The 12,734-nt window shown below is 70.9% G+C and carries 10 protein-coding genes; 6 read left to right on the top strand and 4 right to left on the bottom strand.

Annotated features, from left to right (window positions below):
- Nucleotides 1-39: 39 nt before the first annotated feature.
- Together ABT009_RS06000 and ABT009_RS05995 are read right to left on the bottom strand one after the other, a co-directional pair.
- A complete protein-coding gene (locus ABT009_RS06000; protein WP_351289999.1) occupies nt 40-888 on the bottom strand; it encodes a siderophore-interacting protein in 849 nt (282 codons plus the stop codon).
- Between the two features lie 103 nt (nt 889-991).
- Nucleotides 992-1,909: a 5'-3' exonuclease gene (locus ABT009_RS05995; RefSeq protein ID WP_351290446.1), complete on the bottom strand. Its 918-nt coding sequence runs from the start codon at nt 1,907-1,909 to the stop codon at nt 992-994.
- 308 nt (nt 1,910-2,217) lie between these two features.
- Between ABT009_RS05995 and ABT009_RS05990 the strand changes: the two genes are divergently transcribed.
- The 5 genes from ABT009_RS05990 to ABT009_RS05970 all read left to right on the top strand — a co-directional run bounded on the left by ABT009_RS05990 (nt 2,218) and on the right by ABT009_RS05970 (nt 9,709).
- Nucleotides 2,218-3,369: a quaternary amine ABC transporter ATP-binding protein gene (locus tag ABT009_RS05990; RefSeq protein WP_351289997.1), complete on the top strand. Its 1,152-nt coding sequence runs from the start codon at nt 2,218-2,220 to the stop codon at nt 3,367-3,369.
- On the top strand, nt 3,362-5,986 hold the full coding sequence (locus ABT009_RS05985) for an ABC transporter permease/substrate binding protein (protein ID WP_351289995.1): 2,625 nt from the start codon (nt 3,362-3,364) through the stop codon (nt 5,984-5,986). Before ABT009_RS05990 ends, ABT009_RS05985 begins: the two co-directional genes overlap by 8 nt.
- A 171-nt stretch (nt 5,987-6,157) precedes the next feature.
- Nucleotides 6,158-7,156, top strand: coding sequence for a hypothetical protein (locus tag ABT009_RS05980; protein ID WP_351289993.1), 999 nt, complete (start codon nt 6,158-6,160; stop codon nt 7,154-7,156).
- Between the two features lie 228 nt (nt 7,157-7,384).
- Nucleotides 7,385-7,951, top strand: coding sequence for a helix-turn-helix domain-containing protein (locus ABT009_RS05975; protein WP_351289991.1), 567 nt, complete (start codon nt 7,385-7,387; stop codon nt 7,949-7,951).
- 789 nt (nt 7,952-8,740) lie between these two features.
- Nucleotides 8,741-9,709 (top strand): aminoglycoside phosphotransferase family protein, encoded by a 969-nt coding sequence (locus tag ABT009_RS05970; protein ID WP_351289989.1) that lies wholly within the window; start codon nt 8,741-8,743, stop codon nt 9,707-9,709.
- A gap of 19 nt (nt 9,710-9,728) precedes the next feature.
- On the opposite strand, the gene ABT009_RS05965 is transcribed toward ABT009_RS05970, so the two are convergent.
- Both ABT009_RS05965 and ABT009_RS05960 read right to left on the bottom strand, forming a co-directional pair.
- Nucleotides 9,729-10,424 (bottom strand): gamma-glutamyl-gamma-aminobutyrate hydrolase family protein, encoded by a 696-nt coding sequence (locus ABT009_RS05965; RefSeq protein WP_351289987.1) that lies wholly within the window; start codon nt 10,422-10,424, stop codon nt 9,729-9,731.
- Nucleotides 10,425-10,542: 118 nt separating this feature from the next.
- The gene (locus ABT009_RS05960) at nt 10,543-11,268 is read right to left on the bottom strand and encodes a FadR/GntR family transcriptional regulator (protein ID WP_351289985.1); all 726 of its coding nucleotides are present in this window, start codon (nt 11,266-11,268) and stop codon (nt 10,543-10,545) included.
- Between the two features lie 88 nt (nt 11,269-11,356).
- Here ABT009_RS05960 and ABT009_RS05955 point away from each other — a divergent pair, with 88 nt between their 5' ends.
- A complete protein-coding gene (locus ABT009_RS05955; RefSeq protein ID WP_351289982.1) occupies nt 11,357-12,733 on the top strand; it encodes a glutamine synthetase family protein in 1,377 nt (458 codons plus the stop codon).
- Nucleotide 12,734 lies beyond the last annotated feature (1 nt).

Below are 12,734 nucleotides of genomic sequence, written 5' to 3'. Positions count from 1 at the left end.
AACCCATGGCTCAAGCCCGGACCCGGCGCGTGGGCTCCCTCAGGAGGCGGCCGTTCCGGCCGACTCCTGCTCGGCCTCGATGCGGGCGTTCCACTCGCGCTTGGAGGCCTGCCAGCCGTCCTCGTTGTGGCCGAGCCGCCAGTAACCGGAGATCGACAGGTCCTCGCGCGGGATGGCGCGCTCGACCCGCAGCAGACGGCGCAGTTCCTTCACGAAGGCCGCCTCCCCGTGCACGAAGGCATGCATCCGGCCCTCCGGGAACTCCAGCTCCCGTACGGCCTCGACCAGCGCCTCGCCGACGGGGCGGTCCCCGCGGTGCAGCCAGACGACCTCCACGTCGGTGGCGATCTTCTGCTCCTCCTCCGGGCCCGCGACCTCCAGGAACGCGCGGGTGTCGGTGCCCTCGGGCAGAGCCTCGAGGGCGGCGGCGATCGCGGGCAGCGCGCTCTCGTCGCCCACCAGCAGATGCCAGTCCGCGGCCTCGTCCGGTGCGTACGCGCCGCCCGGGCCGAGGAAACGCACGAGCTCGCCCGGCTGGGCGCGCATGGCCCAGGGCCCGGCAAGCCCCTCGTCGCCGTGGATCACGAAGTCGAGCGTCAGCTCGCGGTGCTCCGGGTCCCATGCGCGCACCGTGTACGTACGCGTCACCGGCCACTGGTCGCGCGGGAACTCGGCGCGGATCCGCTCCATGTCGAAGGGCTCCGGGTACGTCACGCCCTCGGGCCCGAACAGCAGCTTCACGTAGTGGTCGGTACAGGTGCCCGCCGTGAACCCGGCCAGCCCTTCGCCGCCGAGCACCACACGCTGCATGTGCGGGGTCAGCCGCTCGGTGCGGACCACGCGGGCGGAGTGGGGCTTCGGGGCCCGGCGTGCCGGACGCTCTGCCATGACGGCCTCCAAAATGACGTGCTTAGGCTAGCCTAAGTTAACACCCCGTCCCGGGATTTGCCCACGTCGTGCGCCACGACTTCGCTCTCACCTTTGTTGTTTCTCAGTCCTCAGGGCCCTCCTGCAAGGTCGACAGCAGCCGCTGCAACGAACCGCCAAGACCCCATCGCGCCGCGAGTGCGTCCAGCCCGGACGGGTCGCGGGGGACGCGCGGCAGCGCGACCGGCACATCGGGCAGCGGGACGTCCGCGGCGACCCGGACGACCGTCGGTGCCACGGCGAGATACGGCCGTGCCTCGTCCAGCCTCTTGCGCTGCGCCGGGGTGAGTGCCGACCGCGGGTCGTCGACCGCGGCCATGATCCCGGCGAGGTCGCCGTACTGCGCGAGCAGCTTCGCGGCTGTCTTCTCGCCGACCCCGGGCACGCCGGGCAGCCCGTCGCTGGGGTCCCCGCGCAGCAGCGCCAGATCCGCGTACCCGGGGCCGTCCACGCCGTACTTCTCGCGCAGCCACGCCTCGTCCGTGGCCTGCAGGGTGCCGACGCCCTTCAGCGGATACAGCACGCGCACCCCGCGCTTGTCGTCGACGAGCTGATAGAGGTCGCGGTCGCCGGTGACGATGTCGACGGGGCCGGGGGCATGCGTGGCGTAGGTGCCGATCACGTCGTCCGCCTCGTACCCCTCGACGCCCGCGCGCGCGATGCCCAGTGCGTCCAGGACGGCCTCGATGACCGGCACCTGCGGCGAGAGCGTGTCCGGCACCTCCTCCACGTCCGGGCCGACCTCGACCTCCTCCGCGACGCGATGCGCCTTGTACGAGGGGATGAGCTCGACGCGCCACTGCGGGCGCCAGTCCGCGTCCATGCAGGCCACCAGGTCGTCCGGCTGATGGTCGCGGACCAGGCGGTCGATGAAGTCGAGCAGGCCGCGCACGGCGTTCACCGGTGTGCCGTCCGGGGCCTTCACCGAGTCCGGGACCCCGAAATAGGCCCGGAAGTACAGGGATGCGGTGTCGAGGAGCATGAGCCGTCGCGTTCGCTGAGTCACGTTCGCATCATGCCGCAGGGCACTGACAGTCACGACGTGCGCCGGTGCCATCGGGTTTGCTTCGGCATCGCAGACTTCCGCATCGCAGAAGTGAACCGACTGTGAACTGAGCCACTCCTGCGTTTGGCCTGCACCGATCCGGGCAGGCGCGCAGCCGGAGCGGACCCGGTCACATTTTCAACCAACTCGGTCGAACTTGATCGGTCAGGCGGGCGGACCCCGCGCCGCTCCACGGCCCGCCGGCGGGGGAGGCGGGCCGTGTTCGTTCTACGCGAGAGGTTTATGTGTCCAGGCTGCAAGCAGAGCACCTGTACAAAGTGTTCGGCAGACGACCCGATGCCGCGGTGGAGAGGCTCCGCCAGGGAGCCGACCGTGAGGAGCTGCGTGCCGACGGCACGACCGCCGCGGTCATCGACGCGTCCTTCACGGTCGAACCCGGCCAGATCTTCGTAGTCATGGGTCTGTCGGGATCCGGGAAGTCCACGCTGCTGCGCATGCTCAACGGGCTCCTGGAGCCGACGGCCGGACAGGTGCGCTTCGACGGCCAGGACCTCACCGGGCTGAGCGCGCGCGAGCTGCGCGAGGTCCGCTCCAAGAAGATCAGCATGGTCTTCCAGCACTTCGCGCTGTTCCCCCACCGCAGCGTCCTCGACAACGCCGCTTACGGCCTGGAGGTGCAGGGGGTCCCGCGCGCGGAGCGCGAGAAGCGCGCCACCGAGGCGCTGGAGCTCGCGGGCCTCAACGGCTGGGAGCAGTCCTGGCCCGACGAGCTGTCCGGCGGTATGCAGCAGCGTGTGGGCCTCGCCCGCGCGCTCGCCACGGACGCCGACCTGCTGCTCATGGACGAGTCGTTCAGTGCGCTCGACCCGCTGATCCGCCGTGACATGCAGGACCAGCTCCTCCAGCTGCAGAAGACCCTGAAGAAGACCATCGTCTTCATCACCCACGACCTCAACGAGGCCATGCGCCTCGGCGACCGGATCGCCGTCATGCGCGACGGCCGCATCGTCCAGATCGGCACGGCCGAGGACATCCTGGTCACCCCGGCCAACGACTACGTCGCCGCGTTCACCCAGGACGTCGACCGCTCCCGCGTCCTGACCGCGGGCGCCATCATGGCCGACCCGGAGACCGCGTACGGCACGAAGACGCCCGACGGCACGGAGCTGCGCACCGCACAGGAGGTGATCGACGCGGCGCCCGCCATCGTCTCCGAGGACACCCCGGTCATCGAGCTCTTCACGCCCTGCTCCACGAGCGGCGTGGCGGTCGCAGTCGTCGACGATGACGGCGAGCTCGTCGGCGTCGTACCGCGGGCGCGGCTGCTCGCCGTGCTCGGCGAGCCGATGACGCCCGCCGACCAGGCGCGGGAGGCTGTCCCCGCCCCCGCCCCGGTCGGCGACGACGCCGAGGGCAAGGTGATCGCCAGTGCCTAGGATCCGTCTCGGCGACTGGGTCAACGACGGCGTCGACTGGCTCGTGAACCACATGGCCTGGCTGTTCGACGCGATCAAGGCGGTCGTCGACGGCATGTACGACGGCATCAACGCCGTCCTGTCCGCGCCCGAGCCGCTGCTGCTCGTGGGCATCCTCGCGGTGATCGCCTGGTGGCTGCGCGGCCTCGTGCCGGGCATTCTCACCTTCGCCGGCTTCGCGTTGATCGACTCGCTCGAGCTGTGGGACGACGCCATGTCGACCCTGTCGCTCGTGCTGGTGGCGACCATCATCGCGCTGGTCATCTCGGTGCCGGTGGGCATCTGGGCGGCTCGCTCCAATACCGTCAGCGCCCTCGTACGGCCCGTCCTGGACCTTATGCAGACGATGCCGGCGATGGTCTACCTCATTCCCGCCATCCTCTTCTTCGGCATGGGCGTGCCCTCCGGCATCGTCGCCACGCTGATCTTCGCGCTGGCTCCGGGCGTACGGATGACCGAGCTCGGCATTCGCCAGGTCGACAAGGAGCTCGTGGAGGCGGCGGACGCCTTCGGCACCACGCCGCGCAACACCCTGCTGCGCGTCCAGCTGCCGCTCGCGCTGCCCACGATCATGGCCGGCGTGAACCAGGTGATCATGCTGGGCCTGTCGATGGTGGTCATCGCGGGCATGGTCGGCACCGGCGGCCTCGGCGGCGCCGTCAACGAGGCGATCGGCAACCTCGACGTCGGTCTCGGCTTCGAGGCGGGCATCGGCATCGTCATCCTGGCGATCTACCTGGACCGCATGACCGGCGCCCTCGGCCGTCAGCTCTCACCGCTGGGCCGCCGCACCGCCGCCAAGGCGCGCGTCGCCGTGGGCGGCCTGAAGATCTGGGACCACCGCCCGCGCCCCGCGGTAGCGGTCGTCGGCGTCGTCGTCCTCGCGCTCGTCGCGGGCGGCATGGGCGTCTTCGGCTCCGGCTCGGGCACCGACACCGCCTCGGCGTCCACGGACGTCGGCAAGGGCAAGCAGGTCAGCATCGGCTACATCCCGTGGGACGAGGGCATCGCCTCCACGTACCTGTGGCAGGAGATCCTCGAGCAGCGCGGCTTCGAGGTCGAAACCAAGCAGTACGCGGCCGGGCCCCTCTACACCGGCCTCGCCCAGGGGCAGATCGACTTCCAGACCGACTCCTGGCTGCCGACGACGCACGCCGAGTACTGGAAGAAGTACGGCAACAAGCTCGACGACCTGGGCAAGTGGTACGGCCCCACCTCGCTGGAGCTCACCGTGCCCTCGTACATGAAGGGCATCGACTCCCTCGACGACCTCAAGGGCAAGAGCGGCGAGTTCAAGGGCAAGATCATCGGTATCGAGCCCAGCGCCGGAATGATGGGCCTGCTCAAGGACAAGGTCCTGAAGGAGTACGGCCTGGAGGGCGAGTACGAGGTCGTGGACGGCTCCACGCCCGCGATGCTCGCCGAGCTCAAGCGCGCGTACGCCAAGAAGGAGCCCATCGTCGTCACGCTGTGGTCGCCCCACTGGGCCTACAGCGACTACGACCTGAAGAAGCTCAAGGACCCGAAGGGCGCCTGGGGCGAGGGCGACGGCGTGCATACAATCGCCCGCAAGGGCTTCGCCTCGGAGAACCCCGAGGTCGGCAAGTGGCTCAGTGACTTCAAGATGACCGAGGAGCAGCTCACCGGTCTCGAGGCGCAGATCCAGAAGGCCGGCAAGGGCAAGGAGCAGCAGGCCGTTCAGACCTGGCTGAAGAAGAACCCGGGCCTGGTCGACAAGTGGGCCCCGGTCGCGAAGTCCGCCAAGGGCGCGAAGGGTCAGGGCGAGGCGGCCCGGCCGCTGAACGTCGCCTGGTTCCCGTGGGAGGAGGACATCGCCGTCACTTACCTGTGGAAGCACGTCCTCGAGGACCGCGGCTACACGATGAACCTCAAGCAGTTCGCCATCGGCCCCATGTACACGGCCCTGTCCCAGGGCCAGCTGGACGTCCAGTTCGACGGCTGGCTGCCGTACACGCAGAAGTCGTACTGGGACAAGTACGGCAAGGATCTGACCGACCTCGGTACCTGGTACTCGCCGACGTCACTGGAGATCGCCGTCCCCTCGTACGTCAAGGACGTGAAGACCCTCGAGGACCTCAAGGGCAAGGGCGACACCTTCAACGGCAAGATCATCGGCATTGAGCCCGGCACGGGCACGATGAACCTGCTCAAGACCAAGGTGCTGCCCGGCTACGGCCTGGACAAGGAGTACGAGGTCGTCGACGGCTCCACGCCCGGCATGCTGGCCGAGCTGAAGCGCGCGTACGCCAAGAAGGAGCCGATCGCGGTCATGCTCTGGACGCCGCACTGGGCGTACAGCGAGTACGACCTGACCAAGCTCAAGGACGACAAGGGCCTGTTCGGCAAGGGTGACACGATCCGCACCGTCGCCAGCAAGGCGTTCCCGCAGCAGTACCCGCAGCTCACGAAGTGGATCAAGAACTTCAGGATGACCGAGAAGGAACTCGCCGGCCTGGAGAACGAGATCAAGAAGCGCGGCAATGGCCATGAGGAAGAGGCGGTCGCCGCCTGGGTGAAGGAGAACCCGGGGATCGTGGAGCGGATGGCTCCGCAGTAGTCCGGCCGAACCTGGTGGACCTCGTGTGAGGGGTGGGCTTCGCTTTTGTGGCGAAGCCCACCCCTCACGGCGTTCCCGCGGCCCCTCGGTCGTTCGTACGCTCGATAGTCGCGCCTCATCAGCCCCGTGAGTCCCAGCCCACCCCGTCCCGCCGACCGTAAGACGACATCCGTGACCGCCGCTGCCCGCAGCCCCCTCCGGCCCGTGCGCCTCGCCGCCGCAGTGGCCGTCATCGTCGCCGTGGTGCTGCTGCTGGCGCAGATACCCCAGGCCAGCGCGGCGCCCGCCTCCGTCGCCACCGCCCGCCTCGCGCAGCTGGCCGGGGACGTACGGACCGCGGACGGGTACCGCTACGGCCTGGCCGACGACACCGGCCGCTCCATGGACGCCGCGCAGATCCTGCAGGCGCCCGACGGCACCTACCTCGCCGTCTACCACACGCTCCTCGGCGACGGGCGCTTCCACGCGTCCGTCGCCACCTCCACGGACCTGCTGCACTGGCACCGCCGCCACGACTTCGGCCCCGGCACCCACCAGGCCTCGCTCGCCCACGACGGCACGGGCGGCTACGTCCTCGCCTACGAGAAGGACCCGGCCAACCACATCGCGATACGGGGTTATGAGGACCTCTCCGCGCTGCTCGCCGGGCGGGCCGACCGGGCGTACGACGCGCCCCGCACCCTTTCGCGCTGCGCCGAGGGCACGCCGAGCATCACCGCCGTCGAGGGCGACACGATCCGGCTCACCGGGCACTACCGGGCGAACTGCGACACCGACCGCCAACTGCGCGCCACGCTGACGGGTTTCAGCCGCTGGCACGCCGAGCCCGACCACCGCCTGGACCGTGCCGTCCAGTCGTGGGGCAACACCGGGAACATAGGCGACCGCGCCCTGCTGCGGCTCCATGGCATGCGCGTGGTGCTCATAGAGGGACAGAGGTGGCGGAACGACTTCGCGAGCTGGGGAACCTTTGCATACGATCCCGTCACCGGCCGCGCCGACCGGCTCGCCATCCGCACCCACGGAGGCAGCCGCGCCTTCGCCAATCCCTCGGCGACCCTGCTCACTGCTCCGAACGGCCGTCCGGCACTGCTGATGAGCTTGTTCGTTCCTCGGGAGGGAGCGGCGCCCGGCGAGTCGGGCCAGCTGCTGTACTGGCGCGCCCTCTGAGGCCTCGGTCGACGGCAGGGCGAGTGGGAACGACCCGCCATTGTGTTGACAAGGATGTGACGGGCAGATGAAACCGTTTGCCGAACGTGCGTAGGGTGCAGAGAACTCAACAGGGCCCGGAGTCTGCACCGGGCTCGTGGGGCCACCCGGGCCGGCTCGGAGAATCCGCCGGTGCCCGAAGGCCCTGAAAGGCCCGACCATGACGATGCACAGGAGGGAGCCGAAGCGATGGACGACAGCAAAGAGACCCTTCGGGTAGGCGCGGCCGTCCGGCGGCGGCGCAGGGCACTGGAGCTCACCCTCGCCGTCGTGGCCGAGCGCAGCGGTCTCTCTGTGCCGTTCCTGAGCCAGGTGGAGAACGAGCGTGCGCGCCCCAGCATGCGCTCCCTCCAGCGGGTCGCGGACGCGCTGGGCACCACAGCCGTGGAGCTGCTCGCTGCCGCCGACCCGGCGCGCAGCGTCGCCGTCGTACGGGCCGAGGGGGCACCCGGGCCCGCGGGCGAGGCCGCCGTACGTCCCCTGGTGACCGGCCGCCACCAGATGCACGCCCTGGAGTTCACCGGCGACCACGACGCCGGCCGGGAGTTCCATCACCGCAACGACAAGTTGATGTACGTGGCTGACGGTGCGGTCGAGGTAGAGGCGGAAGGCAGGGCCTACCGGCTCGGCCGCGGCGACACCCTGTATCTGACCGGCGGCGCCAGGCACCGCTGGCGGGCCACCGTCCCGGACACGCGCGTGCTCGTCGTCTCGGTCGCGGAGTACATCGAGGCAGCGGAGGACCCGCGCCGCTGACCGGTTCATCCGGTCCTCTCCGGAGGACCGGATGCCGTCATCCGATGGAGTGGACCAAGCGGGGTGGTCATGCCCGCCCCGCGGCCGACCGATCGGCATGGAGCCGCTGGTCTCCGCGGTCCGTGGCGCGCGGTGCCGGGTGCCTCCGCCGGAGACGTACGGGGCCGCCTGCGGCAGCGTGGAGCCGACCGCCGAGGCATCCGCCGGCGGGCACCACGCCCGCTACCGCTGCGACCAGCGTGCCGCTCCGGCCGTGGGCACCGCGCGCTGCCGCCGTGGGGTGCGTGCTGCTCCAGATGGTCGGGACCGTGCCGCTGTGTCCGTGGGGTGGGTGCCGCTGTCGCCGTGGGGACTGCGCCCGCTCGCGCCGTGGGCAGCGTGCTCCCGGCGCGGGCACCGGGCCGCTCCCGCCGTGGGCACCGCGCCGCTCCCGCTGGTGGGTATCGCGTCTCTCCCGCTGCGGGTACCGCACCGCTATCGCCGCGGTCACCGTGCCGCTCCCGCCGTCAGTACCGTGCCCTGACCGCTGTGGGCAATCGTTCCGCAGGGCGATGGGGGTCCCCCTGCTCGCGCGAAGCCAAGAGCTTGGGGGAGGGTGGGCACAGCCCACGACGGCGGGCGGCCCCTCGCCGTCCAGTACCCCTAACGGCGTAACCGCCCGGCCGGACGGCCCCGCCGCGCAAAGGCCCTCGCAGCCCCCGGCGGCCGCCGACCACGCGGCCGCCAAGCGCCGCCCCGCGGGCGAAAATGAGGTAGCGCGCGACCAGAAGGGCGCGAATCATGGCGGACATGACTCTCACCGCCCCTCCGGCCGGCGGAGTCCGCACCCCCTGGGAGCACCTCCCGGTCCACGTGCGCGGCGCCGTCGCCAACGTGCTCGGCGCCCCCGTGATCGACGCGGCCACCCAGCGCGGCGGCTTCTCGCCGGGCGTCGCCGCCCGCGTCCGCCTCGCCGACGGCCGCCGCGCCTTCGTGAAGGCGGTGAGCGCCGAGGCCAACCCCGACAGCCCCGAGATGCACCGCACCGAGGCCCGGAACGCCGCCGCCCTGCCCGAGACGATAGCGGCGCCCCGCCTCCTCGGCTCGTACGACGACGGCACCTGGGTGGCCCTCGTCTACGAGGACATCGTCGGACACCAGCCCCACGTGCCCTGGCGCGAGGACGAGTTGCGACGGGTCCTCGACGCGGTGCACGACCTCGCGCACGCCCTGAGCCCGTCGCCCTTCGAGGCCCCGACCGTCGCCGAGCGGGAGGCGGAGGCCTTCCGGGGCTGGGAGCAGCTGATCGCGGCGGGGGACACCCACGCCCTCGACCCGTGGGCCCGCCGCCATCTGCACGAGCTCGCCGAACTGGCCGCTCCCTGGGTCGACTTCGCCGCGGGCGACACCCTCGCGCACGGCGATCTGCGCGCGGACAACATGTTGCTCACGGCCGACGACCGCGTCGTCTTCGTCGACTGGCCCCACGCGTCGCTCGCCGCGCCGTGGTTCGACCTCCTCGTCATGCTGCCGTGCGTACGCGCCCAGGGCGGCCCGGACCCCGAGGACGTGTTCACCAGCCATCCGCTGGGCCGGGACGCCGACCCGAGGGGCGTCACCTCGGTGCTCGCGGCCCTCGCCGGCTTCTTCGTGCAGAACGCGCGCAGGCCCGCCCCGGCCGGGCTGCCGACGATCAGGGCCTTCCAGTACGCGCAGGGCGCCGCGGCCCTCGAGTGGCTCAGGAAGCGCCTGCGGAAGAGGCGGAGGAAACAGCGCTAAGGCAGCGGAAGCCGAAGCGCTATGCAGCGGAAGCCGCAGCGCTGACCAGCGCCCGCATCACCCGCAGGTCCTCGCCCATCTCCGGATGCCACTGCACGCCCAGCACCCAGTGCGGACCGGGGAGCTCCACGGCCTCGACGGTGCCGTCCTGGGCGTGCGCGCAGACCCGCAGGCCCTCGCCGAGCCGGTCCACCGCCTGGTGGTGGTACGTGGGCACGGACGTCTCCTCCGGGACGGCGTCCGCGTACCGCGTGCCCGGCACCGGCGTAACCGGGTGCCGCCCGAACACGCCCACGTCCTTGGTGTGTCCTTCGAGGTGCTGGACGAGGGTGCCGCCGAGCGCCACGTTGAGCAACTGCATACCGCGGCAGATGCCGAGCACCGGCGTCCCGGACGCCAAGGCCGCGTCGATCAGGGCGAGTTCCCACGCGTCCCGTTCGCGGGCGGGCGGCCCGGTGCGCGCGTCGCGTTCCGCCCCGTACCGCACCGGCTCGACGTCCGGACCGCCCGCGATGACGAGCCCGTCCAGCCGTGCGAGCGCCGATTCGGCGTGTGCCGGGTCGTCCGGCGGCAGCATCGCGGCGAGACCGCCCGCGGCCTGCACGAGCCGCGGATAGCCGACCGGCAGCAGCGCCGCGTCCAGCTCCCAGGCACCCCAGCGGGCCCCGGACTCCAGATACGTACTGACACCGATCAGCGGCCTGCTGCTCACCATGCACCCCTTCGACGTACGCGGCGCCTTGGTGCCGACCCTGGCGCGTCCAATGGAACAGAGTCATACCTTTGCTGGGCCGTGCCGTCGAAATCAACCCCGCCTCACGACACGCGCAACCTCACGTCAGAAAGCCCCGGAGCAGAGCCGCCGTGCCCGCGCAGTGCTCGCGCATGATCTCGCGCGCCCCGTCGGCGTCCCCGTCGAGCACGGCCTCCACCAGCGCGGTGTGCTGGCGCTGCGAGTGCTCGAGGTTTCGTACCAGCAGCGGAATGCAGTCCAGGAGATCGTTGACCTGCGCGCGTACGCCCGCGTACTGGGCGGACAGTGACGGCGAGCCGCACAGCTCCGCCAGCGTCAGGTGGAACAGGGTGTCGCGCCGCCGGTAGTCGGCCAGCGCTGCGTCGTGGGTCCCGGCGAGGGCGTCCCGCAGCCGCCGGGCCTGTTCGCCCGTCAGTCCGTGCGCCGCGCACAGCCCGGCGGCCCCGACCTCCAGCACCTCGCGGAACCGCAGCACGTCCTCGACGTCGGTCTTCTCGATGCGCCGCCGCAGCTCGTCCTCGCCGGGTACGCCGGTCCGCGCCACGACGAACGTGCCGCCGTAGCGCCCGCGCCGGGACTCCACCAGGCCCTCGTCCTGCAGGACCTTCAGCACCTCCCGCAGCGTCACCCGGCTGATGCCGAGCCGGTCGGCCAGCTCGCGCTCCGCGGGCAGCCGTCCGCCGCCGGGCACCAGGCCGAGCCGGACCACCTGGAGGATCTGCTCCAGTGCCTCCTCGAAGCCGTTGCCGGCCCGCACCGGCCGGAGCACCGGTGTCAGCCGGTCGTCGGCATCGGCCCCTGACATACGGGCGTACCCCCTTCCCGAGCCCTTCCCAAGCAATGGTTCTCAGTAATACCTTAAGTGGCCTCGGCTGACCGAAGGAGGCCCTTCCGTGGCAGACGGCACAGCAAACCGCACACCCCCGCTCAGCGTCGAGGAGCTGCACGCCCTCGTCGCGAGCGGCGAGATCGACACCGTCGTCCTGGCCTTCCCCGACATGCAGGGCCGACTCCAGGGCAAGCGGTTCGCGGCCCGCTTCTTCCTCGACGAGGTACTCGACCACGGCACCGAGGGCTGCAACTACCTCCTCGCGGTCGACACGGAGATGAACACGGTCGACGGCTACGACATGTCCTCCTGGGACCGCGGCTACGGCGACTTCGCCATGCACCCGGACCTGGCCACGCTGCGCCGCGTTCCCTGGAACGAGGGCACGGCGATGCTCATCGCCGACCTGGCCTGGAACGACGGCGCGCCGGTGGTCGCCGCACCCCGGCAGATCCTCCGCCGCCAGCTCGAGCGGCTCGCCGAGCACGGCTTCACCGCCCAGGTCGGCACCGAACTCGAGTTCATCGTCTTCAAGGACACGTACGAGCAAGCCTGGGACGCGAACTACCGCGGCCTGACCCCGGCCAACCAGTACAACATCGACTACTCGGTGCTCGGCACGGGCCGCATCGAGCCCCTGCTGCGCCGGATCCGCAACGACATGGCGGGCGCGGGCCTGACCGTCGAGTCCGCCAAGGGCGAGTGCAATCCCGGCCAGCACGAGATCGCGTTCAAGTACGACGAGGCCCTGGTCACCTGCGACCAGCACGCCATCTACAAGACCGGCGCCAAGGAGATCGCCGCCCAGGAGGGCGTCTCGCTCACCTTCATGGCCAAGTACAACGAGCGCGAGGGCAACTCCTGCCACATCCACCTCTCGCTCGCCGATGCTGACGGAACCAACGTCATGGCCGGTGCCGGTCCTGGCGGCATGTCCGAGGTCATGCGCCACTTCCTCGCCGGGCAGCTGGCCGCCCTGCGCGACTTCTCGTTGCTCTACGCCCCCAACATCAACTCGTACAAGCGGTTCCAGCCGGGCTCCTTCGCGCCCACCGCCGTCGCCTGGGGTTACGACAACCGCACCTGCGCCCTGCGCGTAGTCGGCCACGGCCGCTCGATGCGCTTCGAGAACCGGCTGCCGGGCGGCGACGTCAACCCGCACCTCGCCGTCGCGGGCCTGGTAGCGGCCGGCCTGTACGGCATCGAACAGAAGCTGGAGCTGCCCGAGCCCTGCGCCGGGAACGCGTACGCCTCCGACTACGAGCACGTCCCCACCACCCTCCGCGAGGCCGCCGAGCTCTGGGAGACCAGCCCCATCGCCAAGGCCGCCTTCGGCGACGAGGTGGTCGCGCACTACCGCAACATGGCGCGCGTCGAGCTGGACGCCTTTGACGCCGCGGTGACCGACTGGGAGCTCCGCCGCTCCTTCGAACGCATGTGAG

Origin of the sequence: Streptomyces sp. NPDC002896 (assembly GCF_040295225.1) — a bacterium.
GTDB lineage: Bacteria > Actinomycetota > Actinomycetes > Streptomycetales > Streptomycetaceae > Streptomyces.
Note: the sequence above shows the minus strand (reverse complement) of the source record. Positions and strands in the feature narration are given on the sequence as shown.

Excerpts from the sequence above, each read along its gene's own strand:
- ABT009_RS06000 (WP_351289999.1), bottom strand. The coding sequence starts at position 888 with ATGGCAGAGCGTCCGGCACGCCGGGCCCCGAAGCCCCACTCCGCCCGC.
- ABT009_RS05995 (WP_351290446.1), bottom strand. The coding sequence starts at position 1,909 with ATGCTCCTCGACACCGCATCCCTGTACTTCCGGGCCTATTTCGGGGTC.
- ABT009_RS05975 (WP_351289991.1), top strand. The coding sequence starts at position 7,385 with ATGGACGACAGCAAAGAGACCCTTCGGGTAGGCGCGGCCGTCCGGCGG.
- ABT009_RS05970 (WP_351289989.1), top strand. The coding sequence starts at position 8,741 with ATGACTCTCACCGCCCCTCCGGCCGGCGGAGTCCGCACCCCCTGGGAG.
- ABT009_RS05965 (WP_351289987.1), bottom strand. The coding sequence starts at position 10,424 with ATGGTGAGCAGCAGGCCGCTGATCGGTGTCAGTACGTATCTGGAGTCC.
- ABT009_RS05960 (WP_351289985.1), bottom strand. The coding sequence starts at position 11,268 with ATGTCAGGGGCCGATGCCGACGACCGGCTGACACCGGTGCTCCGGCCG.